The sequence below is a fragment of the Streptomyces echinatus genome (genome assembly GCF_014203595.1).
Lineage (GTDB): Bacteria > Actinomycetota > Actinomycetes > Streptomycetales > Streptomycetaceae > Streptomyces > Streptomyces echinatus.
Map to the genome: position 1 here is coordinate 241,544 of NZ_JACHJK010000009.1, position 23,922 is coordinate 265,465.

At 71.7% G+C, this 23,922-nt stretch carries 23 protein-coding genes, 1 tRNA gene and 1 pseudogene; 10 read left to right on the forward strand and 15 right to left on the reverse strand.

Translation table 11 applies throughout. The features are described from left to right. Window positions 1–141 precede the first annotated feature (141 nt). The 10 genes from fusA to FHS34_RS25375 all read right to left on the reverse strand — a co-directional run bounded on the left by fusA (window position 142) and on the right by FHS34_RS25375 (window position 12,603). A complete protein-coding gene (fusA, locus tag FHS34_RS25330) occupies window positions 142–2,193 on the reverse strand; it encodes an elongation factor G (protein WP_184969346.1) in 2,052 nt (683 codons plus the stop codon). A 360-nt stretch (window positions 2,194–2,553) separates the two neighbouring features. After that, complete coding sequence (locus FHS34_RS25335) at window positions 2,554–3,837, reverse strand: MFS transporter (protein ID WP_184969348.1); 1,284 nt, start codon at window positions 3,835–3,837, stop codon at window positions 2,554–2,556. A gap of 208 nt (window positions 3,838–4,045) precedes the next feature. Then, window positions 4,046–5,140, reverse strand: a complete 1,095-nt coding sequence (locus FHS34_RS25340; RefSeq protein ID WP_184969350.1) for a polysaccharide deacetylase family protein — start codon at window positions 5,138–5,140, stop codon at window positions 4,046–4,048. After that, window positions 5,137–6,513 (reverse strand): condensation domain-containing protein, encoded by a 1,377-nt coding sequence (locus FHS34_RS25345; protein WP_184969352.1) that lies wholly within the window; start codon window positions 6,511–6,513, stop codon window positions 5,137–5,139. Before FHS34_RS25345 ends, FHS34_RS25340 begins: the two co-directional genes overlap by 4 nt. A 161-nt stretch (window positions 6,514–6,674) precedes the next feature. Beyond that, entirely contained in the window at window positions 6,675–7,814 is a 1,140-nt protein-coding gene (locus tag FHS34_RS25350) for an acyl-CoA dehydrogenase family protein (protein ID WP_184969354.1), read from the reverse strand. A 136-nt stretch (window positions 7,815–7,950) separates the two neighbouring features. Further along, complete coding sequence (locus tag FHS34_RS25355) at window positions 7,951–8,700, reverse strand: class II aldolase/adducin family protein (RefSeq protein ID WP_184969356.1); 750 nt, start codon at window positions 8,698–8,700, stop codon at window positions 7,951–7,953. Beyond that, window positions 8,697–9,413: a dihydrodipicolinate reductase C-terminal domain-containing protein gene (locus FHS34_RS25360; protein ID WP_184969358.1), complete on the reverse strand. Its 717-nt coding sequence runs from the start codon at window positions 9,411–9,413 to the stop codon at window positions 8,697–8,699. The genes FHS34_RS25355 and FHS34_RS25360 overlap by 4 nt, the downstream gene beginning before the upstream one ends. Beyond that, window positions 9,406–9,669: a phosphopantetheine-binding protein gene (locus FHS34_RS25365; RefSeq protein ID WP_184969360.1), complete on the reverse strand. Its 264-nt coding sequence runs from the start codon at window positions 9,667–9,669 to the stop codon at window positions 9,406–9,408. Before FHS34_RS25365 ends, FHS34_RS25360 begins: the two co-directional genes overlap by 8 nt. Window positions 9,670–9,697: 28 nt before the next feature. Continuing rightward, the gene (locus FHS34_RS25370) at window positions 9,698–11,137 is read right to left on the reverse strand and encodes a class I adenylate-forming enzyme family protein (RefSeq protein ID WP_184969362.1); all 1,440 of its coding nucleotides are present in this window, start codon (window positions 11,135–11,137) and stop codon (window positions 9,698–9,700) included. 5 nt (window positions 11,138–11,142) lie between these two features. Continuing rightward, window positions 11,143–12,603: a nitroreductase family protein gene (locus tag FHS34_RS25375; RefSeq protein WP_184969364.1), complete on the reverse strand. Its 1,461-nt coding sequence runs from the start codon at window positions 12,601–12,603 to the stop codon at window positions 11,143–11,145. 835 nt (window positions 12,604–13,438) lie between these two features. Between FHS34_RS25375 and FHS34_RS25380 the strand changes: the two genes are divergently transcribed. The 8 genes from FHS34_RS25380 (at window position 13,439) to FHS34_RS42705 (ending at window position 19,426) form a co-directional block, all read left to right on the forward strand. Further along, window positions 13,439–13,648, forward strand: a complete 210-nt coding sequence (locus FHS34_RS25380) for a hypothetical protein (protein WP_078870908.1) — start codon at window positions 13,439–13,441, stop codon at window positions 13,646–13,648. Beyond that, window positions 13,632–14,144 carry a DUF6879 family protein gene (locus FHS34_RS25385; protein ID WP_184969366.1) on the forward strand — a complete coding sequence of 171 codons (513 nt, stop codon included), beginning with the start codon at window positions 13,632–13,634 and terminating at the stop codon, window positions 14,142–14,144. The genes FHS34_RS25380 and FHS34_RS25385 overlap by 17 nt, the downstream gene beginning before the upstream one ends. After that, entirely contained in the window at window positions 14,141–14,974 is an 834-nt protein-coding gene (locus FHS34_RS25390) for a helix-turn-helix domain-containing protein (protein ID WP_184969368.1), read from the forward strand. Before FHS34_RS25385 ends, FHS34_RS25390 begins: the two co-directional genes overlap by 4 nt. A gap of 552 nt (window positions 14,975–15,526) precedes the next feature. After that, window positions 15,527–15,664: a hypothetical protein gene (locus tag FHS34_RS25395; RefSeq protein WP_169748831.1), complete on the forward strand. Its 138-nt coding sequence runs from the start codon at window positions 15,527–15,529 to the stop codon at window positions 15,662–15,664. Window positions 15,665–15,678: 14 nt separating this feature from the next. Next, entirely contained in the window at window positions 15,679–16,866 is a 1,188-nt protein-coding gene (locus tag FHS34_RS25400; RefSeq protein ID WP_184969370.1) for a cupin domain-containing protein, read from the forward strand. A gap of 29 nt (window positions 16,867–16,895) precedes the next feature. Continuing rightward, a complete protein-coding gene (locus tag FHS34_RS25405) occupies window positions 16,896–17,768 on the forward strand; it encodes an aldo/keto reductase (RefSeq protein ID WP_225817730.1) in 873 nt (290 codons plus the stop codon). Beyond that, window positions 17,749–18,603, forward strand: a complete 855-nt coding sequence (locus tag FHS34_RS25410; protein WP_184969374.1) for a hypothetical protein — start codon at window positions 17,749–17,751, stop codon at window positions 18,601–18,603. The genes FHS34_RS25405 and FHS34_RS25410 overlap by 20 nt, the downstream gene beginning before the upstream one ends. A 37-nt stretch (window positions 18,604–18,640) precedes the next feature. Further along, complete coding sequence (locus FHS34_RS42705) at window positions 18,641–19,426, forward strand: site-specific integrase (RefSeq protein ID WP_225817731.1); 786 nt, start codon at window positions 18,641–18,643, stop codon at window positions 19,424–19,426. Here the strand turns inward: FHS34_RS42705 and FHS34_RS25420 are convergent. The 3 genes from FHS34_RS25420 to FHS34_RS25430 form a co-directional block, all read right to left on the reverse strand. Then, a tRNA-Leu gene (locus tag FHS34_RS25420) sits at window positions 19,405–19,492 on the reverse strand. The two genes, FHS34_RS42705 and FHS34_RS25420, sit on opposite strands and share 22 nt — an antisense overlap. Before the next feature lie 207 nt (window positions 19,493–19,699). After that, window positions 19,700–20,377 carry a GntR family transcriptional regulator gene (locus tag FHS34_RS25425; protein ID WP_184969376.1) on the reverse strand — a complete coding sequence of 226 codons (678 nt, stop codon included), beginning with the start codon at window positions 20,375–20,377 and terminating at the stop codon, window positions 19,700–19,702. Between the two features lie 183 nt (window positions 20,378–20,560). Beyond that, window positions 20,561–21,508, reverse strand: coding sequence for a beta-ketoacyl-ACP synthase III (locus FHS34_RS25430; RefSeq protein ID WP_184969377.1), 948 nt, complete (start codon window positions 21,506–21,508; stop codon window positions 20,561–20,563). 246 nt (window positions 21,509–21,754) lie between these two features. Here FHS34_RS25430 and FHS34_RS42710 point away from each other — a divergent pair. Both FHS34_RS42710 and fdhD read left to right on the forward strand, forming a co-directional pair. Continuing rightward, window positions 21,755–21,895 (forward strand): annotated as a pseudogene (locus FHS34_RS42710) (2Fe-2S iron-sulfur cluster-binding protein); the annotation flags it as partial. Window positions 21,896–21,902: 7 nt separating this feature from the next. After that, complete coding sequence (gene fdhD / locus FHS34_RS25440) at window positions 21,903–22,751, forward strand: formate dehydrogenase accessory sulfurtransferase FdhD (RefSeq protein ID WP_184969381.1); 849 nt, start codon at window positions 21,903–21,905, stop codon at window positions 22,749–22,751. 65 nt (window positions 22,752–22,816) lie between these two features. On the opposite strand, the gene FHS34_RS25445 is transcribed toward fdhD, so the two are convergent. Both FHS34_RS25445 and FHS34_RS25450 read right to left on the reverse strand, forming a co-directional pair. Continuing rightward, window positions 22,817–23,338, reverse strand: coding sequence for an isochorismatase family protein (locus FHS34_RS25445; RefSeq protein WP_184969382.1), 522 nt, complete (start codon window positions 23,336–23,338; stop codon window positions 22,817–22,819). 19 nt (window positions 23,339–23,357) lie between these two features. Further along, window positions 23,358–23,795 carry a MarR family winged helix-turn-helix transcriptional regulator gene (locus FHS34_RS25450; protein WP_184969384.1) on the reverse strand — a complete coding sequence of 146 codons (438 nt, stop codon included), beginning with the start codon at window positions 23,793–23,795 and terminating at the stop codon, window positions 23,358–23,360. Window positions 23,796–23,922 lie beyond the last annotated feature (127 nt).

Consider the following 23,922-nt stretch of genomic DNA (forward strand, 5'->3'; position numbering starts at 1 on the left):
GCGGTCGGCGTCTTCCGGGAACGGCCCGCACCACGGGCCGGGGTGGCTCGTGGTGCGGGCCGGCGCGGAACCCTCACCGGCACCGGTGTCGGTGCCGTGCCGGTGCGATGCCGTGCCGGTGCGGTGCCGGGGGCGTGCCCCTTACCGGACCGGTGCCGGTGCCGGTGCGTAGCCGGCAGGCCGGGTGGTGAAGGTGCCCCGGCCCTGGGTGCGCCCGCGCAACCGGGTGGCGTAGCCGAACAGTTCGGCCAGCGGCACGGTCGCGGTCAGTACGGCCGCGCCGCCGCGGGTCTCCGAACCGCCGACCCGGCCGCGCCGGGCGGCCAGGTCCCCGAGGACCCCGCCGACCGCGTCCTCCGGCACGGTCACCGTGACCTCGGCGACCGGTTCGAGCAGCACCGGCGTGCACGCCCGCAGGGCCTCGCGCAGGCCGAGCCGGCCCGCGGTGCGGAACGCCGTGTCGGAGGAGTCCTTCACATGCGTGGAGCCGTCGGTGAGCGTGACCCGCAGCCCGGTCACCGGATGACCGGCGAGCGGTCCCTCGGCGAGGGCGTCCCGGCACCCGGCCTCCACCGCGCGCACGTACTCCTGCGGCACCCGCCCGCCGACCACGGCGGACCGGAACTCGAAGCCGGTGACGCCCGGTTCGGGACCGAGCGGCTCCACGTCCAGGACGACATGCGCGAACTGCCCTGCCCCGCCGTCCTGTTTGACGTGCCGGTACACGAAGCCGCGCACACCGGCGGCGACCGTCTCGCGGTGGGCGACCCGCGGGCGGCCCACGGCCACCTCCGGTCCGCCGTCACGGCGGATCTTCTCCACCGCGACCTCCAGGTGGAGTTCGCCCATGCCGGACAGCACCGTCTGTCCCGTCTCGGCGTCGGTGCGCACCACCAGCGAGGGGTCCTCCTCCGCGAGCCGGGCGAGAGCCGCCGCGAGCCGGCCGGTGTCCGTGCCGCGCCGCGCCTCGACCGCCACGGACACCACCGGTTCCGCGGCCACCGGCGGCTCCAGCAGCAGCGGGGCACCGGGGTCGCACAGCGTGGCGCCGGTCCGCGCCGACTTCACGCCGACGAGCGCGACGATGTCACCCGCGACCGCCCGGTCCAGCTGGACGTGCCGGTCCGCCATGACCCGCAGGATCCGCGCCACCCGCTCGGTACGTCCGCCGCCCGGGTCCCGCACCACGTCGCCCTTCCCGACCGTGCCCGAGTAGACGCGCACATAGGCCAGGCGCCCGGTGGCAGTCGCGTTCACCTTGAACACGAGCCCCGCGAACGGGCCTTCGGGATCGGCGGCCCGTCGCTGCTCGGCACCGCCGTGGACACCGCGTACGGCGGGTACGTCCAGCGGCGACGGCAGGTAGGCCACCACCGCGTCCAGCAGCGGTTCGATGCCGCGGTTGCGGTAGGCGGAGCCGCACAGCACGACCACGCCGTCGCCGCTGCGGGTGAGGTCGCGCAGGGCCGCGGTGAGGGTCGCGGCCGAGAGGGTCTCGCGGTCGCAGAACTCCTCCAGCGCGGCCGGATGCCGTTCGGCGACCGCCTCCTCCAGCGCCCGCCGGCGCCGGACCGCTTCCTCCCGCAGTTCCCCGGGCACCGCGCCGGCCACGGCCGTGCCGTCCCCGTCGCCCCACACCAGGGACCGCATCCGCACCAGGTCCACCACACCGGTGAAGCCGTCCTCGGCGCCGATCGGCAACTGGACGACGAGCGGGGCGGGATGGAGCCGGTCGCGGATCGAGCCGACCGCCCGGTCGAGGTCGGCGCCCGCGCGGTCCAGCTTGTTGACGAACGCGATTCTCGGGACGCCGTGCCGGTCGGCCTGCCGCCACACCGACTCGCTCTGCGGTTCGACCCCGGCGACGGCGTCGAACACGGCGACCGCCCCGTCCAGGACGCGCAGGGAGCGCTCGACCTCGTCGGCGAAGTCGACATGGCCGGGGGTGTCGATGAGGTTGACGCGATGGCCGTCCCAGGCGCAGCTGACCGCGGCGGCGAAGATGGTGATGCCACGGTCGCGTTCCTGCGGGTCGAAGTCGGTGACGGTGGTGCCGTCGTGCACCTCGCCCCGCTTGTGGGTGGTGCCCGTCGCGTACAGGATCCGCTCGGTGACGGTGGTCTTGCCGGCGTCGACGTGGGCGAGGATGCCGAGGTTGCGGACGGCGGCGAGGGTGTCGATGTGCGTGCGCACGGCCCGGTGCCTTTCGGGAAGTGGTGCTGGAGAAGGGCAGCGCGATTCCCCGTGTGCCGGTGGGGCGGACGGTACGGCGGCGGCCGGACGGTGCCGGGCGGAGCGCCGGGGTCAGCGGGGCGTCACGGGCATCCGGTGCCGGCCGCGCAGCGGACACCGGACGGCCGAGGACACCAGGATCACCTCGTACCGGGAACGGGGAGCGACGACAGCGGTGCGTGCGCGCACGGCCGGGCTCCCCTCTGTGTCGGTCGACAGGCGCCGCCCCAGGGTGGTGACGGCGCTCGGTGCAGGGCGAGTCTAGGAAACGGACCGGAGGACGGGTACCGGTTTTCCGCCGGGCCCGTCCGGCCGCACCGGTCAGGCGCGGTCCGGTATCCGGCCCAGGGTGCGGATCGGGTGGACGGTCAGCAGGGCGGCGGCGGTGAGGAGGGCGACCACGACGCCCACCTCCAGCACCCGGTCGGTGCCGAACGCCCCGACGGCCGGACCGGCCAGCGCGCTGCCGACCGGGAACATGCCGACGGACCCGGCGACCTCGTAGGCGTGGACGCGGTTGAGCACCTCGCCCGGCACCTGGGTCTGCACGGTGGTGGCCCACATGACGCCCCAGAAGGTGATGCCGACGCCGACCACGACCTGGGCGGCGGCGAGCAGCCAGACCGGCCAGTCGAGGACGATGCCGAGCGGGTAGAGCGGGTAGGCGAGCATCGCCACCGCCCCGGCGGCGAGCGGCCGTACCGGCTTGTACCGGATCGCCAGCACCCCGCCGGCCACGGTGCCCGCGCCGAACGCGCAGTTGAGCAGGCCGAAGGCGGTGGCACCGTGCGCGGGCACGATCACCCCGGCGGCGACCGACAGCTGCGGCCCCCAGGAGAGCACGGCGAAGAACATCCAGATCACGATCACGCCCCACAGCCAGTTGCGGCTGCGGAACTCGTGCCAGCCGACCACCAGGTTGTGCCACAGGCTGTCGCCGGCCGGCGGGGCGGGCACCGCGCCGAGCCGGAGCGCGAACAGGCAGAAGGCGCTGGTCCCGTAGGCGACGGCGGAGATCACCATCACCCAGCCGGTGGCGCCGACTCCGACCAGCACACCGGCCAGCGCCGGGCCGCCCAGCGCGGTGAGCGCCTCGGAGATGCGCAGCACCCCGTTGGCCCCCTGCACGTCCCGGGCCACCAGGGGGACGGTCGAGGAGGCACCGGGCTGGAACATCGCGTTGGCGGTGCCGGCCACCATCAGCAGCGCGTACAGGTGCCAGAGACGGTCGATGCCGTGGATGAAGAGGACGGAGAGCAGCACGTGGGTGGTGAGGTTGGCCAGGTCGGAGGCGATCATCATCCGGCGGGCGGTGAAGCGGTCGGCGAGTACCCCGCCGAACAGCACCAGCCCGGCGAAGGGGCCGACCAGGAAGGCCATCGAGTACCCCGCGGTGCTCACGCCGTACCCGGCGCTGAGTAGTCCGGCCGAGACCGCGACCGGCAGCATGGCCCAGCCGAGCAGGCCCGCGCTGCGGGCGGTGAAGTAGTACTGGAAGTTACGGGACCAGATCGCCGGTTCCCCGGCCGGCGGCGCGTCGGCGGGCCGGTCCGGGTGCTGCGAAGACGTCACCGCCGCAGTGGGTTCTGCCGAGCGATCCTTCATGACGATTCCATGCTCCAGCCGTAGATCGTGATCTTCGTGGTCGGGTGCCGCCCGCGGTGGCTCCCGGGGCGCGGACGCGAACGCGCCGGCTGTGCGCTCCGCGCGGGGGGGGCGAAGCGGGTCGCGGCGAGTCACGAGCCGGTGGGCGCGGCCGGCGGTGCGCGGACGCCTCGGCTCCGGCTGACCGGTCCGGCCGGGGCCGGGCCGGTCAGCCGGGGGTGGCCGCGGGGCGGGGGCCGGCCCCGGGGCGGGGGTCGGCCCTGGGTCGGGCGGACGGTGCGCGCAGTTCTCCCACGGTGACCGGTTCCAGGCCGCGTTCGAGCAGGCCCTCCACGATCGACGGAAGGGCCTGCACGGTCTGGCCGCGGTCGCCGGCGCCCTCGTGCATCAGCACCACCGAGCCCGGCCCGGCGCCCTCCAGTACGGTCGCGGCGATCCGCTCCGGCCCCGGCCTGGCCCAGTCGCGGGAGTCCACGTCCCACAGCGTCATGGTGGTCGGATGCCCCGCGAGGGCGGCCAGCACCTCCGGGGTCAGCGCTCCGTACGGCGGCCGGAACAGTTCCGGAGTCTCGCCGGTCACCCGGGCCACCGCGTCCGTCGTCCGGTCGAGCTGCTCCCGCAGCTGATCCGGTGTCAGGTCGGGCAGGAAGGGATGCGACCAGGAGTGGTTGCCGACTTCATGGCCGGCCGCGGCGATCCGGCGCACCTCGTCGGGCAGCGCCGCGACATGGTGGCCGACGCAGAAGAAGGTCGCCCGGACGCCGTAGCGGTCCAGGATCTCCAGGATCCGCCGGGTGTGCACCGGATCGGGGCCGTCGTCGAAGGTGAGGGCGACCCGCGGGGTGTCCCGGCGGCCGTGCTCGAAGCAGCGTCCGGCCGCCGTCAGCTCCGCCCGGACCGGCTCGCTGCGCCGCACGCCGTCGAAGTACTCGTCGGCGCGGCCGGTCAGGGTGCCCCCCTCGGCGGTCACCCGGGCCAGCGCGCCGGGTGTGCGCCGGGCCTGTTCCGCCAGCCGGTGTGCGGCGACGGAGCCGAACCGCGGCCGGGCCGGCAGCAGCCAGGGGTCGGCGCGGTAGACCTCCAGGCCGGCCGCCGTCATCGGCCCGTCCAGCAGGCCGTTGGTGCTGTCGAACACCGCGGCGAGCGGCTGCTCCCGGCCCAGCTCCGCGAGCCAGGCGATGAGTTCGGCGACCCGGTCCGCGCTCCAGCGGCTGGGCTCCGTCACCCGGCGTCCCGCGCCGTCGAGGACCTCGACCCGGTAGCCCGTGTCCGTCCAGGCGATTCCGGCGTATCTCATGGTCATGCGTCCTCCCGGGCGACGGCCTCGGCGACGATCAGGCCCTCGACCCCGCGCAGGAACCGCTCCATGCCGTCGCGGGTGAGGACGGCCGGGTCGGCGGTCATGCAGAGTTCCAGGGCGCCGGGGGCGGTCAGCACGTCGACGGCCACCGAGACGTTCGCCCGGGGCAGGAACTCCGTGGGCCAGCTCAGTTCGGTCCGGCCGGTCAGCTCGCCCAGCGCGGACCGCGGCCGTTCGACGGTGTCGAACGGTCCGATGCCCGGGTCCCGCGTGTCGTTCCACCAGCACGAGTGGTCGGCGGCCTCGCCGCGCTCGACCAGCCGCGCGACCTCCCGGTCCAGCGCCCACTTGTCGTATCCGGCGTGGCGGAACGCGGTGAACGAGACGGACCGGGTCCGCCGCACCGCGTCCTCGAAGTCCTTGTCCGCGTCCCGGAGGAGGAACACGGCTTCCTGCGCCATGGTGCTGACCGACTCGGAGGCGGCCGGCTGGAACCGGTTGCTGACCACCACCTGGAACAGCACGTCGCTGCTCCCGGACATCCTGGCCAGCTGGTGGGAGGCCGCCCCCAGCAGCACCGCGGCATCGCTCACCCCCAGTTCCGCCGCCACCCGCTCGACGGCGACCGCCAGCGCGGGAGAGCGCAGCAGCGCGTTGGGGAACAGCCGGCCCGGGTCGGTCGCCGCGAGTTCCGGCGCCGCGGGGTCCAGGAAGATCCGCCGGGGGCCGGCGGTCAGCCGCTCGCACCAGTGCTGCCGGGCCGCCTCGTCCCGGCGCCGGCCGAGCGGCGACGACTGGACCGCCGCGGCCTGAAGCGGCTGCAGGGCGGGGCGGGCCGCCAGCAGCGACTCGGCGGACTCCCCCGCTTCGATCAGCTCCAGGTCGCGGAGCATCCGGCCCTCCCCCCACAGGTCCATCGCGGTGTGCGAGGCCGCCAGCACCAGCCGGTGGACCAGCCCCTCGCACTCCACGAGCCCGACCCGGAACGGCCACTCCCGCGCGTGGTCGAAGGGGCGCCCCGCCAACTCCTCCATCAGGGCCTCACCGACCGCCGGGGCCTCGGCCGCGGCGCACGTGCGGACCCGCGCCGGCAGCTCGCCCGTCCCGTCGACGACCTGTTCCAGACCGTCCTCGCCGTGCGGCAGGAGCCTGGTGCGCAGGCTGTCGTGCATCCGGAGCAGCTCCGTCAGGTCCGCGAGCACGCGGGAGGCGGGGCGGGGCGGGGTGAGGGGGAGGTCGAGCCGCAGGTTGTACCTGGGGGCGTCGTCACCGAGCCGCGTGACGACACCCCAGATCGCCCGCTGCCCCCAGGTGGCCGGGCCGGTCCCGGCCCTCGCGGAGTCCAGTCTGATGGTCCGCTCCTCGACCGTGGTCATCGTGTTTCCGAACCTTTCCTCGCGTTGCCTCGTACGCCGTCGGCCGGCATCGGGCCGGACACGCCGAGACGGCTGGGGTCTTTCGTCTGGATCGGGCCGGATCGGGCCGGGGCAGGGCGCGGTGCGGGCCCGCGAGTGCGGCGTGATCCGGGCGAGGGGCGCTAGTCCAGGCCCTGTGAGATGACCAGGCGCTGGATCTGGTTGGTGCCTTCCACGATCTGCAGCAGCTTGGCCTCGCGCATCCAGCGCTCCACCGGATGGTCGGCGACGTATCCGGCGCCGCCGAGGACCTGCACGGCGTCGGTGGTCACCTTCATCGCCACGTCGGTGGCGAACAGCTTCGCCTTCGCCGCCTCCAGCGAGTACGGCCGGCCGGCGTCCTTCAGGCGGGCGGCCGCCAGGGTGAGCGCCCGTGCCGCGGCGATCTGCGTGGCCATGTCGGCCAGCAGGAAGCCGATCCCCTGGAAGGAGATGATCCGCTGCCCGAACTGCCGGCGTTCCCTGGCGTACCGCACGGCGTAGTCGGCGGCGGCCTGGGCGATGCCGACGGCGCAGGCCGCGATGCCCAGCCGGCCGCAGTCCAGCGCGCCCATCGCGATCAGGAAGCCCTTGCCCTCGCGTCCGATCAGCCGCTCGGCCGGCACCCGGACGTCCTCGAAGCCGACCTGGGCGGTGGGGTTGGACCAGACGCCCAGCTTCCGCTCCGGCTCGTGCACCACCATGCCCGGGGTGCCGCCGGGGACCACGAGACAGGACAGCCCCCGGGCTCCCGGGCCGCCGGTACGGCTGAACACGTTGTAGAAGTCGGCGTGTCCGGCGTGGGTGACCCAGGACTTGGTGCCCGTGACGCGGTAGCCGTCGTCCTCCCGCACCGCCCGGGTGGTGAGCGAGGCCGCGTCCGAACCGGCCTCCGCCTCCGACAGGCAGTACGCGCCGAGGAGTTCGCCGCTCAGCATGCCGGGCAGCAGTTCCTCGCGCTGGGCCGGGGTGCCGTAGGTGGCGGTGCCGAAGCAGGCGAGGTTGTGCACGTTGACCGCCTCGGCCACTCCGAACCAGTGGTAGGCGATCTCCTCCAGCGCCTGGAGGTAGACCTCGTACGGCTGACCGCCGCCGCCGTACTCCTCGGGGTACGGCAGGCTCAGCAGGCCGGCCTTGCCCAGGGTGCGCACGATCTCCCGGGGGAACTCGTGGGCCGCTTCGAACGCCTCGACACCGGGCGCGAGTTCACCGGCCGCGATCTCCCGGACCAGGCCGAGCAGATCGGCCGCCTCCTCCGTGGGCAGGATGCGCTGGACCTTCAACGGACGACCTCCGTGGGTGTCGGATGTGGTGGGCTGAGCGGGCGGGCCGTGGCCTCGCCCGGCGGGGGCACGACGGTCCGCCCGCCGGCGGGGGCGGCGGGTCCTTCCGCCGGTGGAGACCGTGCGGGTGACGTGGTCAGCCACGGCCCCAGTCGGCGGTCTCCGGCCAGTGCCGGCCCACCCGGCGTACGGCGTAGTCCCAGTACGAGCGGACGGAGAGGTCGGCGTAGATGAAGTCCTGCTTCGCGGCGACGTCCTGGTCGGTGGACCAGGTGTACGGGACGCCGGTGCTCTCGGCGGTCAGCTGAAGGCGGCAGGCCCGTTCCAGTACCTGGGCGAACACGGAGGCGTGCCGCACGCTCTTGCCGACGATCACTCCACCGTGGTTGCGCAGCAGGACGGCCGGGTGGTCACCGAGATCCTTGGCGATGAGGTCGCCGGTCCCGATGTCCAGCACGGTGTTGCTGGTCTCGGTGAACAGGCCGATCCGGTCGCGGAAGTAGGCGCCGTCGTGCGAGACCGGGCGCATCCGCAGGTCGGTGGCGCCGAACAGCAGGGTGTACGGCGCATGGCTGTGGACGATGCCGTTGACGTCCGGGCGGGCCCGGTAGATGGCCTGGTGCAGTGGCAGTTCCGGGGGTGCCGGCGGCGGTGCGGGCAGCGTGTGGTCCACCGGGCAGCGGACCACGTCCTGCGGGGCCGCCTCGTCGAACCCGACCAGCGCGCCCTTGATGAAGAACTCGTCCCGGCCGGGTATCCGGGCGGAGATCTGGCCCTGGTTGAAGTCGTCGTGGCCGTCGAGGGAGAGCATCCGGGCGCCGATCGCCACCTGGAGGACGAGCCGGCGTTCGGCCGGGTTCAGCGGCTGCGGTTCGTCGGTGCTCATGTCGTGCTCCTCGTTGTCAGGTCGTCGTAGACGGTCCGCATGGTGACGAGGCCGGGGGACGCGGCGCGCGCCCAGCCGGCGGCGGCCAGGGCGCCCCGTGCCGGCACCGTCCAGCTGCCGACGTGGTGCCGCACGTGCAACGACTCGCCGTCCCAGGTGTGGGTCAACTCGTGCTCGCTGACCGGCAGTCCGGACCGCTCGTCGGCGATGTCGGCCACCGCGCGGCCGCTCGCCGCGGCCCAGGTGTCCGCGAGCGCCAGCGCGGTGGCGCTCGGCCGGTGTGCCTTGCCGAGCGGGTGCCGCTCCCGGACGGTGGTGGCCGCGGCGAACCGGCCCGTGGTGAGGGCGGCGGTGAACTCGGCGATGCGCGCCTGGAGGTAGTGGGCGAAGGAGAGGTTGGTGGCCCGGACCACCGGCACCGTGCCGGCCAGCTCCTCCAGTGCCTTCCACTGGGTGTCCGTCAGATTGGAGACGCAGGCGACGAGTGCCACCCGATGCGTGGCGCAGTAGTCGAGGACGTCGGGGTGCGCCTCGGGGGCGCTGGCGTCGACGAGCACGTCGGGTACCGCCTCGGCGGACCAGCCGCCACTGCGGGTGGCGGTGAGGCAGACCCGTGTGCCGTCGGCCCGGCAGACCGTCGTCAGGGCCGAGCCGAGCCGCCCGAGGCCGACGATCCCGATGGTGGGACCGTCGCTCGCGGGTGTGTCAGGCATCGGCGACCGCTCCGCCGGCGACCACCAGGGCCGTGACGCTGTCGATGGTCTCGTAGTGCTCGATGGCCGCCTCCGGGTCCAGGTAGACGCCGACCTCGTTCTCGATGCTGTCGATCAGGCGCATGTAGGAGAGCGAGGTGTAGCCGACGTCGCGCAGGGAGTAGCCGGTGGCGGCGAGTTCGTCGGCGGTGACGCTGCCGTCCCCCGCCGCGATGGCGAGGTCGAGGATCTTGCTGCGGAGAGCGCTGCTGTCCATGAGGAATTCCTGTGGGTCGAAGGGAGGTTCAGTTGCTCTGGGGGGTGCTGAGCAGGCGCCGCAGGCGCTCGATGGACGGCTTGCCGATCGAGTTCGCCGGTATCCGGTCCACCAGGCGGAGGATTCCGGGCACTTTGAACGAAGGGAGTGTCGCCGCGCAGTGCGTGCGCAGGGACTGCGCGGTGACGCCGGCTTCGACGGCGACGACGGCGGCGAGGGCCGGTTCGCCGTGCTGGTTCTCCGCCTCGAAGGCGACCGCGTCCAGCACCCCGGGGGCCGTGCGCAGCACGTCGACGATCTCGATCGGGTCGATCTTGCGCCCGCCCACGTTGACCAGCCTGCTCGTGCGCCCGGTCAGGTGGAGCGCGCCGTCGAGCAGCCGGCCCTGGTCGCCGGTGTGGTAGTAGCCCTCGTCGTCGACACGCTTCTCGAACAGGCCGGGGGCGTTGAGGTAGCGCGAGCCCATCGACTCGCTGCGGACCCGGATGCCGCGCTCCTCCGCGAGCAGGTGCACACCGGGCAAGGGGGCTCCGAGTCCGCTGCCGTCCCCGTCGGGGGCGTACGTCAGCGGCCCGGTCTCGGCGACCCCGTAGTAGTTGTGGATCGGCACGCCGGTGAGGCGGGTGAACTCCTCGCGGACGGTCTCGCGCAGCGGAGCGCCGGAGGAGATCGCGGTGCGGACGGTGGCGAAGCCCTCCTCGGGGGAACGCCGCACGATCGACTCGTAGAGCGCCGGGAAGGCGACGAGACGGGTGGCGGCGGTGTTCTCCAGCAGCCGTACGACCCGGGAGGCGGTGGGCAGCCCGTGCGACAGGTGGAGCGAGGCGCCCGGCAGGAAGGCCGCCAGCAGCGAGGTGTTGAAGGCCAGGCCGTTGGAGAGCGCGGCGAAGCAGGCGATCCGGTCCTCGGCCGTGAGACCGGTGCCCTTCGCCCAGTTGGCGGCCGCCGCGGAGACGGCCGCGCCGGAGAACTCGATGCAGTTGGGCCGGCCGGTGGAGCCCGACGTGAACCGGCACACCTCGGTGTCGTCCAGCAGCGGCGGACGGGGGGTGTCGTAGGGGCGTACGCGGCTGACCGTGAGGTAGCCGAACTCGCCGTCGTCGGTGAGGGTCTCGGCCGCGACCGCCCGGACGTCGGCGCTCGGGGCGTGGATCAGCAGATCCAGCCCGCAGTCCTCGGCGATCCGGGAGAGTTCGTACGGGCCGAAGGCGGAGTCGGCCAGGAAGGGCACCGCTCCGGCGAACAGCGTCGCCAGGTATCCGACGACGTACTCGACGGAGTTGGTGGCGTACAGCCCCACCCGCAGGGGCTCGCCCCGCTCGCCGTACCGGGTGAGCCTGTCCGCCGCGGCGCGGGCCCGGCCGGCGAGTTCGGCGTAGCCGAGACAGCCGTCGGCGTCGGTGACGGCGACGCGGTCGCCGTGGCGGGCGAGGACCTCGGTGAGGAGTTCGGGAAGGACGGTGCGCATCGGGATCACCGCTCGTTCTGGGCGTGCGCCGTGGCAAGCCGGTCGAACTTGATGCCCGAGTCGTCCGGGCGGCCGAGGAGCAGGGCGTACAGGACCTCTTCGTCCTCCGGCAGCCCCGCCAGGGTGCGCCACAGTGGCGCGTCGAATCCACCGATGGCGGTCACCCCGACCCCGGCGCGGTGCGCGCCCAGGTAGAGCAGCTGGCCCAGGGCGCCGCAGCGGAAGGCGAGCTCCCGCAGGTTCTCGGCGCCGGGGGTCGAGCCGGCCCCGGCGAGCGAGGTGCGCGGCACGTGCAGCAGCAGGACGGCGGCGGCGCCGGCGAGGGCTCGTTGCTGCATGCAGGCACGGGCCACCTCGTCGGTGGAGGGCAGCGGCCCCGGGTGCCGCTCGCCGGTGTGCAGCCGGTACACCCCGGCCTGCCCGGGTTCCGTCGCCGACCGCAGGACCAGGGTCGCGGACAGCGGCGAGGGGTCGGGGAGATCGGTCTCCAGCGGCGTCGACAGAGCCGAGACCGCCTGCCGGACGGCGGTGGCGGGGACGGGTTCGCCGGTGAACGCCTTGCTGGAGGCCCGGGTTCCGATCAGGTCCGGCCAGGTGGAGGGGTCGCCCAGTCCGCCGCGGTCTCCGGGCGCGTTCCGGCCGGTGCGGACTCGTGTGAGGGGTGCGGGTACGGTCCGCGGGGCCGGGGAGCCGGAGTGCTCGGTCCACCCGGCGAGGGAGTCCCAGCAGGTGCTCTCCAGCCATGAGCGCCAGACGGGCCCGCGCAGCTCCCGGTCGGTGTCGTCATGCACGGTCCAGCGGGTCCAGGACTCGTCGGCGGGGCCGGCCGCTATCAGGTTCGCCGAGTAGATTTCCCGGCAGTTCTCGCCCGCCTTCAGTAATTCGGAGAGGGATTCCCTGGGGAATCGCAGCCGTAGCGCCCCCGCCGCGCCACGGCTGACTGCGGCGAGTTGCAGATTTCCCGCCGCATGCCCCGCATCCAGTTGGGTGTACAAGTATCCCCGGTCTCCGTATTTGCGCATGGAAAGCCACGGTCGGGTGAGCGTGATCACCAGCGCCCCGCCGTTTTCCGGGACGGACAGCGTGGAGGCGTCCAGTGCGGCGGTGACGCGGGCACCGACGGCCACTCGGGCACAGGTACGGCGGTCGGCGTCGACACGGAAGGCCGCCGGCGCGCCGTTCTCCATGGCGAGAACGGCGAACTCGTACGGGTACACGGCTCCGGCCGACGGTACCGCCCGCGCCACGTACGAACCGCAGGACCGGTTGGCGCGGCTGGTCAGCACGCCCTCTTCCAGCAGGGACAGGGCAAGACGGAGACCGGGGGCCACGACGGGCCCGGCGGGCGGCTCGGGCGAGGCCGCCGGCAGCGCCACCCGGGCCCACAGGTCGGCCGTGCGCCCCGGGGAATCACGCTCGGGCACCGCGACGGGAACGGCTCTCGGGGTGGTGAGATTTCCTTGCACGTCTGACGCGAACCTCCTGTTGCCTGACAGTCCACAGGCTGCTCGTGAGGGCGGCATTGACCTCGGCACTGATGGTGCGGACCTGATGCATCAACGTGGGGGGCATAGCATTTGCTCTCGCAATGATCGCCTGATCGGACTTCCGATTGTCCGATGACTGAGACCGATGCGGCCTCGGATCGCGAGACGAGCGATTGAGCTTTTGACGCCAAGACACGGCACATATCCGAGGGAATGTCTCACATCATGAGAACACATGATCGGTTACGGCCATCGCCAGCATGCCAAGCGCCCGAGTATTGGTCAAGACCAATGAAACAAGGCTGCTTAATCAATCCGACCAACGGAATGAACGTAATGAATCGGACATCGTGCGGCGTGAGCGGCCCGGCGCGATCGGGGAAAGCAAAAAGACCCCTGATGAACAGGGGTCTTTGCTGGTGTCCGAGGGGGGACTTGAACTCTCCTCTCGGGCACCAGCCCACAACCGCTCTGACCTGGGGAAACGCCCGTCGACAGGCTTGATTTCGGCGGGCGTTTCTCCTGTTCTTTCCTGCTGCTTCAGGCCCTCTCGGGCCCCTGTTGGTCATGCGTTGGTCACGTGACCAACCCTCCTCGGCGTCCGTCCCTGGTCAGGCTTCCTGGACCGCGCCACGGGGCTACGCCCAGTCTGCACGGGCGCGTACGTGACCGCGTACCGGGGGTGGCCGGGGCGGTTGGGGACCTGTTTATGCAAGGACACGCATAGTCGCGTTCACGCATAGACGCGTAGCGCCACCCCCTCTACTGTCGGTGGGCAGGCGGCCCAACCGGGGCCAGAGCAAGGGGGTTTGGCATGTCCGAACGTTCGGCACTCACCCGGCTCACGGGCAACGGCAACGGCGAGTGCGGAGAGAAGGACTGCCCGAACGTGTACCGCACCGCCACGGGATCGTTCGTCGTACAGGGCGATGTGTCCAACGCCTTCACCCCGCCCTCCGGGGAAGGGCTCGTGGAAATCCCGGAGGCGGTTCTAAGGGAGGCATTCCGTGCACTTGGATGGTGACGCGTGGAATGACTGCTTCGATTCCATGGAGCGTGAGGCGTGGCGGCTGGAAACGCTGCCCGTCTACACCATGCCCCAGGAAGCGGAGAAGCTGAAGCGCTTCCTCGCCGGAGAGGAATCCCCCGACGATTACACGTCGGCCTGGATGGACGAGGTTCGACAATGGGCCTCGGAAGGGAAGAGTGTCGGCAGGGTGCACGTCGTGACCCGCCCGCTCTCGGACTACCTCCGGTTCGAGTTCGAGTATTACTACCGGCACCACGTGAAGGCGGGCGAGGATATCCGCATTCTCGACCTCACCGACCGAGAGAACCCGGGGCTTCCGGATCGGGACTTCTGGATGTTCGATGAGTCCAAGGTGGTCCTGATGAACTACCGGGAGGACGGGACGCAGATAAACCGGGAACTGTACGAGGGTGACCCTGAGCCGTATCGGCAGTGGAAGCGGATTGCCGTTGCCGAGTCGGTTCCATTCCTGGAGTACGTGAGCGAGTGACGTTGGACCCTGAACAGTTGGGGCAGCCGAAGCAAGAATTGGCCGCCCTGCTGAAAGAACTACGCAAGCGAGCCGGCCTCACTGGGGACCGGCTCGCTCGGCGTTGCAACATGTCCCAGTCGAAGATCAGTCGAATCGAGAACGGGAAAGTGCAACCGAGCCTGCTCGACCTGGAGAGAATCCTCCGGGCTGTCGTTGCTCCGCCCGAGGTCATCGAGGAGGTCATTGCCCTCGCGAGGCTGGCCAATACCGAGTGGCAAGACCTGCGCTCGCTGCGCCGTAGAGGACTGGAAAAGAAGCAGACCGAACTTGCCGCGCTTGAATCCTCCTCTACCGAGTTCCGTTTCTTCCTGCTCTCGATGATTACTGGACTGCTCTCCACCCCCGAGTACATCCGGGCCAGCCTCGCCCATTCCCCGGCCGATGTCACTAAGACGATCGCGAGGAAGCTGGAGCGGCAGGAGGTCCTTTACGACACGAAGAAGCGGTTCACCTTCATCCTCACCGAACAGGCCGTGAGGTGGCCACTCCTGCCCCCGGCCGCGATGGCGATGCAGATTGACCGGCTGGCCTCACTGACCCACCTACCGAATGTGAAGCTCGGTGTCATCCCAATCGCGGGATATAAGCCCATGGCTCCGATGGACACCTTCACTGTCTACGACAACACCCTGGCCACTGTGGAGAACACCACTGGTGTCGTGATCCTGAGAGATCCGCGCGACATCGAAATGCATTTGGAACTGTTCTCGACACTGGAGGGGTACGCACTGTTCGGGGCCGAAGCGCGAGCCTTGTTGACGGAGTGGGCTGCCGCCTGCCGTTCATGATCTTTAGTCCATGACGGGAAAGAACTACACAGCCGCCGCTTTCTGGGCCAATGATTTCCCCCATGACAGCGGCCGAGCGAAACGAAGAGCGGGTGCGTTACGGCGTAGGTCGGGGGCTGGAGTACTGGCGGACGTTCGGCCCTGATGGTGGTGTGCGCTCGTGACGGGGCGCATGACTCTGCGGGTGTCGTACGACGGCGGCCGGACGTACGGCCCGGTGCGTGAGGTGCAGGTGGAGCCGCGCAATGCGGTGATCCTGGGTTCGCCGACCAAGTACCCGCCGTGCGGGTGCCCTCGGTGCACGGGCCGCAGTTCGTTGCCTGCCAGCGCTCTCCGCCCCGTGGCGGCGGAGCCGAAGGTGACGTGATGCGTCGCTTGGGCCACTGGGTACTGCGCCACTTTGGCCGGTACGCGGGGCCGCTCTACCCGGCCGCGATCCTCGGCGGCTGTGCCCTGGTTCTCGCCGTGGCTCTTTGGTAACCGCATTGGCCGCTGTCCCTGATGCTTCCCGCCGGATTCCCGGTGGGAGTTCCCGAGAAGAGAGGTAGTCCGATGGTGGAAGAGAACACCACTTCGGTGGCCCCCGAGGGGGGTGGCCTGCTCGTCGCGAAGCGGAAGATCGTGGCCGCACGCACCCGTGCCGAGCAGGAGTCTGACGTCAGCAGTGGCCGTTCCGACGGCAACGACTGACGGGAGCGCCCACGGTGCTTGATGCAGCCTCGTGGGCGGGGCGTCTGGGCGGGGACACGTTCCTCGCCCAGACGTACCACCGCTCCTACGCGCACTTCCCCGGAGCCGCCGACACGGCGGGCCTGTTCTCCTGGGACGACCTGAACCGGATCATTGCCACGCAGCGGCTGGAGCCGCCCCGGCTGCGCCTGTCGGTCGACGGGGAGATGGTCCCGCTCCACCGCTACGCGATCCCGACCACGAACCGCCGAGCGGTCACCTGGTCCCGTATCCAGCCGTCCGACTTCCACGCTCAGCTCAGAGACGGGGCGTCGCTGGTGCTCGGTGCGGTGGAGAAGATCCACCCCGCTGTGGAGGCGGCTGCTGAGGGGCTGGAACGCTTCCTGGGAACTTCCGTGCAGGCCAACGTGTACGCCTCGTGGACCGAGCGGGAGGGCTTCGGCCGGCACTGGGATGACCACGATGTGGTGGTGGTCCAACTGCACGGCTCGAAGCGGTGGCGCCTGTGGGGGATGACCCGTGAGGCGCCCACCTTCCGGGACGTGGAGTCGCCGGAGGAGCCGGAGGGCGACCCGATGGCGGACCTGGTTCTGTCCCCGGGTGACGTGCTCTACCTGCCGCGCGGTTGGTGGCACGCGGTCACCGCTGACCAGGGGACGGAATCCCTTCACCTGACGTTCGGCATGGTCCCGCACACGGGGGCTGACCTGATGCTGTGGGTCGTCGATCAGCTCCGGGCGTCCCTCGGGCTGTGCAGGGACATCCCGCGCTTCGGCTCGCTGGCGGAACAGTCGGACTTCATCGACGCCGTGCGCCGTGAGGTGGCCGACATGATGGCGGACCCCCGCCTCGTGGAGCGGTGGGCGGAGTCGATCGACACGACGGACCTGGGCCACGCGATTCCGTCCCTACCCTACGTGGGCGGACTCCCCGCCCAGCGGGACATCACGGTCAAGCTCACCACTCCGAGGGGCCGCCTGACGGCGGACCGCGAACAGGGCACAGTCACCTTCTCGGCGGCCGGTACCGCGTGGGACTTCGCCGAGTCCGCCGCTCCCGCGCTGGGCACGCTGCTGACCAACCAGCCGACCACGCTGGGCGAACTCGCCGACTCCACCGGGCTGGAGGTCAAGGAGGTGGCCGAACTGGTCTCCGTCCTCATCGACGGCCACGCCGTTGCAGTCGTGGGGACGGCGCTGTGACCGCCGCGCTCTGCCTGGGGACATACCGCGTGCGTGCCGTCAGTCAGGCGGCACGCACCGCCCTGGCCGCCGGTAGCCCCTGGGTGGACACGGCACCCCACTACGCCCACGGTCGGGCGCAGGAGGAACTGCGCCCGGTTCTCGGGGAGTACCCGACCGTGCGGGTAGCCACGAAGACGGGGTTCTTCACGGAGGAACAAGGCCGCACCGCCCTGGCTGAGGGCGTGCTCACCCGGGGAGAGGCGGCCGGTAGGCACAGCCTTGAGCGGGGCTTCGTCCGCTGGCAGACGGAGCGGTCGTTGGCCGCGCTCGGGCGCGTGGACCTGGTGTTCGTGCACAACCCCGAGCACCACGGGCACGGCCTTGACCGTGCCGTTCTGCACGGGCGTGTACGGGAAGCCTTCACGGCGCTGGAAGAGTTCAGCCATGCGGGCAGGATCGGCGGGTACGGCGTCGCCACCTGGTCGGGCCTGACCTCCGGAGCGCTCAGCGTGCCCGACTTGCTCACGCTCGCCCGGCAGGCGGCCGGTTCCGCCGAGCACCACTTCACGGCCTTGCAGATGCCCGTCAGCCTGATCATGGATGCCCCGATCACACAGGCCCTGAACGGCGGCGGACCACTGGTACAAGCGAAGGACGCGGGGCTGATCACCTTCGGCTCCGCTCCCCTGCACGGCGGCGAACTCCTCGACGCCATGACATCCGCACTGGTGAACCTCATCCGCCCCGGCCTGTCAGCCGCAGCCGCTGCCCTGCTGGCCGCCGGCTCGTGCCCCGGCCTCGATGCCGTCCTCACCTCCGCGAGCACCCGCGAGCACTGGGACGATGTGGCCAAGGCTCTGGCTGCGCCGCTGACGGCCCAGGAACTCAGGAGGGTGACGGATGAACTCGCCGGTGAATGAGGAGGTGCAGGCCCTGATGGAGGCCGCCCACGACCGGGCGGCCAAGGCACTGGGCCTCACCTGCACGGGGCCGCTGGCGTGGGGCTTCCTCGGTGTCACTCTCGGACGCCGAGCGGGGGACCGGTGGCTACGGGTGAGCCGGACGGCGAAGAGGCACGCGGGCAGGAAGGCAGGGGAAGGCATCGTCGGTGCCTCGGAACTGGTGCCTGACGGCGTGCCCCGCCCCCACCTGTACGCGGTGCATGACTGGACTGACGGCGAGTGGGCCTTCGAGTCGGAAGTCCTGGACTACCTCACGCAACCCATCGTGTCCCCCGACCGGGCCGACATCGACCACGACCCGGGGTTGCCTGACGAGTGGTGGGCGGACCTTCGCCAAGCCCTTGCCCTCCTCGCTGAAGCGGAGGGAGTGAAGGCAACCGTGCGGGACGGGTGGATCGAACGAGCCTTCCCCCAGTTCCTCGGCATCCCTGCCCCCGCCAAGGTGGAGCGGGTGACCGGTCACGGTGACCTTCACTGGGGCAATCTCACCGCCGCGCCCCTGTGCCTGCTGGACTGGGAGCGGTGGGGACGGGTGCCCTTCGGCTATGACGCGGGACTCCTCCACGCCAACAGCCTGCTTGTTCCCGACGTAGCCGCCCGCATTCGCAAGGAGTTCGCGCCGATCCTCGACACCCCCGCCGGCCGAATCGGGGAACTCGCGGCCCTGGCCGAGATGCTGCAAGCCGTAGCCCGTGGCTGGTATCCCGACCTTGCGCCCCGCCTTGTCGCCCGCGCGGAGACGCTCACTGGAGTTCGCCCGCCCGTCCCTGTGCACTCGGAGGTGAGCGCCTGACTGCGCCCCTGTGCGCCTGTCTCAGGCGCTCTCACCGATGTGCCGGTACAAGGAGGTATGGGAGCCGTGCGGCAACCGGGCGTGCGACGACGGGCGGACCCACCACTGTCTTCGGGACGCCCCGCTGTGGACCGCCTACGCGGCCACCTCATGCCGCCGCAGTGAAGTGCTGGGGTGGAAGTGGTCGTTCATCCACTGGGATGAGTGCGCCATCGAACTGGCCTGGGTCGTGGTCGAAGAGGGCAACACCTACCGGCTGCGGAAGCCCACCAAGGACGGCGACGACAACGCGATCATCTACGTAGACCAAGCCCTGATGAACGTCCTGAAGTGGCAGAAGGAACGCCAGGACGCGGAGCGGGAACGCCTCGGGGATCTCTGGGTGGACCATGACCTTGTGTCCGCCCGCGACGGCTTCAAGCTGTACCGGGGTGAGGCGGGCGGACCACAGGACCCCGAGAAGGTGTCGGCCCGCTGGCGGACGGCACGCAACCGTCTGCACCTGCCGGAGAACTTCCGGCTGCACGACTGGCGGGCATCGAAGATCACGAACGATCTCGACAACCACGAGAACCCGGTAGAGGTCTCGGCCAACGCCCGGCACCACTCGCCGGGCTACACCATGGCGCGGTACGGCAGGCGTCGCGCCGAGGGGGCGAAGAAGCTGGCCGCTTCCAGCGCTGCCCGTATCGGCCTGTCATCCCTGGCTCTGACCAGGAAGTTCGCTCGGCTGTTGGTCACGTGGTTGGTCACGCCACAGCCGGAGAAACAGAAAAACCCCAGATCAACTGGGGTCTCTACTGGTGTCCGAGGGGGGACTTGAACCCCCACGCCCGATAAAGGGCACTAGCACCTCAAGCTAGCGCGTCTGCCATTCCGCCACCCGGACCAGGTGTCTGTCGCCCGACCGGGTGTTCCCCGCGGCGACATGGACAACAATACCAAGGTTTCGGAGTGCGTTTCACCTGCGTATCCGCCCCGTGGGTGGCGCCCGGGGCCGGACCGGCCGCCACGCCGCCCCCGGCCCACGGACCGCGAGATTCCGTGCACCTGGCGTAAGGGGGACCGCTTCGCTCCGGTGTCCGGCGAACGCCGCTCAGGCCGCGCCGCGCCCGTGGCGGGACCGCCGGGTGTGCTCGGTGTGCTCACGCATCAGCCCGGTGGCGCGCCGCTCGTCACGGGCGGCGATCGCGGTGATCAGCTCTCGGTGTTCGATCCAGGACTGACGGCCGCGCCGGCGGGCCACCGGGGTGCAGCACCAGCGCGCGCGGCGGTCGACCTGGGCCGCGAGCCGGGCGAGAACCGTGTTGCCGGCCATTTCCGCCACCTTGGCGTGGAAGGCCGCGTCGAGGGCGACCGCGCGTTCCACGTCCTCGGCCGCGACCGCCTTCTCACCCTCGGCGCACAGCTCCTCCAGGACGGCGATGCCGGCGCTGTCGGCGTGGGCGGCGGCCAGCCGGGCCGCCTCGGCCTCCAGCAGGGTGCGGACCGAGAGCAGCTGGTCGGCCTCCGTCTCGGTCGGCTCGTGCACGAACGCGCCCTGGGCGGGCCGCAGATCGACCCAGCCCTCGGTGTTGAGCCGCTGCAGTGCCTCGCGCACGGGCTGCCGGGAGACCCCGAGGTGCCCGGCGAGTTCGCTCTCGACGAGGTGCTGACCGGGCCGCAGGGCGCGGGTGGTGATGAGTTCCAGCAGCGCCTCGTACACACGCTCGCGCAGCGGCCCGGGCCGTTCCAGTCCGGGCACGGCCCCCCGCGGCAGTCCGGTCGGCAGCATCGCGGTCCCTCCTGGGCGGGTCCGCACGCGTGGCCGCCGGACGCCCGGTGTCGATGTCCTTCGTCTCCCACGGTGCACGGGATCCGGGGCGGGGGTGCGCGGAAGCCCGGAAATCGGGCGGCAGGCCGCGGTCGAGCGCCCGGCGGCGGCCCGGCGGCGTACGGCCGGGCGTCCCTGGGCGCTTCAGGGGCAGCGCACGACCTGCCCGGCGTACGACAGGTTGCCGCCGAACCCGAACAGCAGCACCGGATCGCCGGTGCTGAGCGCTCCCTTTTCGACCAGCTTGGAGAAGGCGAGCGGGACGCTGGCGGCCGAGGTGTTGCCGGACTCCGCGACATCGCGGGCGATCACCGCGTTGACGGCGCCGAGCTTCTCGGCCAGCGGCTCGATGATCCGCAGGTTGGCCTGGTGCAGGACGACCCCGGCGAGGTCCTCGGGCGCCACCCCGGCCTTCTCGCAGACCCGGCGGGCGATGGCCGGCAGCCGGGTGGTGGCCCAGCGGTACACGCTCTGCCCCTCCTGCGCGAACCGAGGCGGGGTGCCCTCGATCCGTACCGCGTGCCCCATCTCCGGCACCGATCCCCACAGCACCGGCCCGATGCCCGGGTCCTCCCGCGGGCCGCACGACTCGACCACGGCGGCCCCGGCCCCGTCGCCGACGAGGACGCACGTGGTGCGGTCGCTCCAGTCGGTGACGTCGGACATCTTGTCGGCGCCGATGACCAGGGCCCGGGTGGCCGCGCCGGCCCGGAGGGTGTGGTCGGCCGTCGCCAGGGCGTGGGTGAACCCGGCGCAGACGACGTTGACGTCCATCGCGGCGGGCTGCGGGATGCCGAGCCGGGCCGCGACCCGGGCGGCGGTGTTCGGGGAGCGGTCGATGGCGGTGGAGGTGGCGACGAGGACCAGGTCGATGTCACCGGGGGTGAGGCCGGCCGAGGCGAGGGCCTTGGCGGCCGCGTGCGCGGCCAGCTCGTCCACGGGCTCGTCGGGGCCGGCGATGTGCCGGGTCAGGATGCCCACCCGGCTGCGGATCCACTCGTCACTGGTGTCGACCATGTCCGCCAGCTCGTCGTTGGTGAGCACCTGGGCGGGCTGGTAGTGACCGATGGCGGCGATGCGCGTGCCGTTCATGCGGGGGGTCCCCTCGTTGCCGTGCGTAGCGGGTCCTCAGTCTGGTCAGTGACCGACGGGTACGGCGGCAGGTGATGCCACAGGAATCGCGCGCCGGGTTTGTCGGCTCCTGTCAGACCCTCGGACGTCCGCGTATCCGCACCTCGACGTCCGCCGGGGCCGGAGTGGGGCCGTGCCCCGCCCCGTCCCCGTACCCGCCGCCGGACCGCGGCTCGGGCGGCCGGGCCCCGGCCCCGCTCCCACCGTGGGGTGGGCTGCGGCCGCGCGCTCCATGTGCAGGACAATGAGAGCGTGTGGGTCACCTCGCCGCACGACGACCCGGTGATCCACGGCGACTTCCGCATCAAGGGCCGTTTCGGCTGCCAGCACGTAGAGAACCGGGGCTGATCAGAACATGGGACGAGTCACGGAACGACGCAAGGTCCTGCGCATCCGGGACGGGGCGGTCTCCACCCGGCCGGACACGCTCGTCGCCGAGGAACCCCTGGAGATCCGGCTGAACGGCAAGCCGCTCGCGATCACCATGCGCACCCCCGGCGACGACTTCGCGCTGGCGGCGGGATTCCTGGTGAGCGAGGGTGTGCTGGGCTCCGCGTCCGACCTGCGGAACATCGTCTACTGCGCGGGGGCGACGGCGGACGGGGCGAACACCTACAACGTGGTCGACGTGAGCACCACGCCCGGTGTCGCCCTCCCGGACTTCACCCTGGAGCGGAACGTCTACACCTCGTCCTCGTGCGGACTGTGCGGCAAGGCGAGCCTGGACGCCGTACGGACGACCGCGCGCTGGCCGATCGCCGACACTCCCCCGCTCCGGCTCACCCCCGGGCTGCTGGCGGCCCTCCCCGACCGGCTGCGCGCGGCCCAGCGGGTCTTCGACCGGACCGGTGGCCTGCACGCGGCGGCCCTGTTCGACGAGGACGGCGAGCTGCTGGACACCCGGGAGGACGTGGGCCGGCACAACGCGGTCGACAAACTGGTCGGGCGGGCGCTGCGGGACGACGCGCTGCCGCTGTCCCGGACCATCCTCATGGTCTCCGGCCGGGCCTCCTTCGAGCTGGCGCAGAAGGCGGTCATGGCGGGCATACCGGTGCTCGCGGCAGTGTCGGCGCCGTCGTCGCTGGCGGTGGACCTGGCCGCGGAGACCGGTCTGACCCTGGTGGGCTTCCTGCGGGGCAGCTCGATGAACGTGTACGCGGGCGAGCACCGGATCGCCCTGCGGGAGGCGGCCGCCCAGGGCTGACGCCCCCGCGGCAGGGCGGCGGGGGGCCCGGCCGGGAGCGCCTCCTGTTCGTCCCTCGGGGCGGGTCAGGCGAAGGTGAGGCCGGCCGCTGTCGTCACCGTGCCCAGCCTCGGGAAGTCCAGCCGTACCGAGGCCTCGTGCTCGGCGGCGGTGAACGCGGCCATGGTGTCCTCGGCGAAGACGAGGTCGTAGCCGAGGTCGGCGGCGGCGCGGGCGGTGGACTCCACACCGAGGTTGGTGGCGATGCCGCCGAGGACCAGGGTGGTGATGCCGCGTTCCCGCAGCCGCTCGTCCAGACCGGTGCCCTGGAAGGCGCCGAGTGTCCGCTTGACCACCTCCAGGTCGCCGTCCTCGCGCAGGCCGGCCACCAGTCCGCTGCCGGGCGGCTGTTCGGCGACGGCGGGACGCTCGACGCGCACCAGCACGACGAGGGCGCCGGCCCGGCGGAAGGCGGTCGCCAACTCCTGGGAGTTCGCCAGCGCTTCGGTGCCCTTGCGGGGTTCCAGGGGCAGCGCGACGATGCGGTCCATCAGGTCGACGAGGACGAGGGCGGTGCGCTGCGGATCGAGTACGGGAGCTGCGGTCATGACGGAACGTTAGCCGCCGTCAGCCGTCCGTGCCGGAAATCCGGATCAACAGGCCCGTGAACTGATCGCGTTCGGCGGCCGACAGCGGGGCGAGCAGCCGGTCGTTGGCCTCGCGGGCGGCTTCCTCGCAGCGCCCGAGGAGACGGGCGCCGTCGTCGGTGAGGGTGACGGCGTTCTTGCGCCGGTCGCGGGGGTCGGGGGCACGGTCGACCAGGCCGGCGGACTGGAGGGCGTTGAGGATGCCGACCACGTCCTTGGGGTCGAGGCTCACGCTGCGGCCGAGGTCGGCCTGGGCGACCGGGGCGAGGTCGTGGACGGCGGAGAGGACGACGTGGTGCCACATCTTGAGCCCCTCGGCCGCGAGCGCGTCGGCGACCAGGGCGCGGCCCCGCGCGGCGGCCCGGCCGAGGAGCCAGCTGGGCAGGGAACGGATCGCGAGCAGGGGTGCTTCGTCCATGGCGGCAGCCTAGCCGAAGAATCATTGGACTTCCCAACGACCTTCCCCTACCGTTGGGGCTCCCAACGAATTCATGGGTGTTCCCAACGATCGGCGGGCCGGGCACACCCGGCCCCTGGAGGTTTCG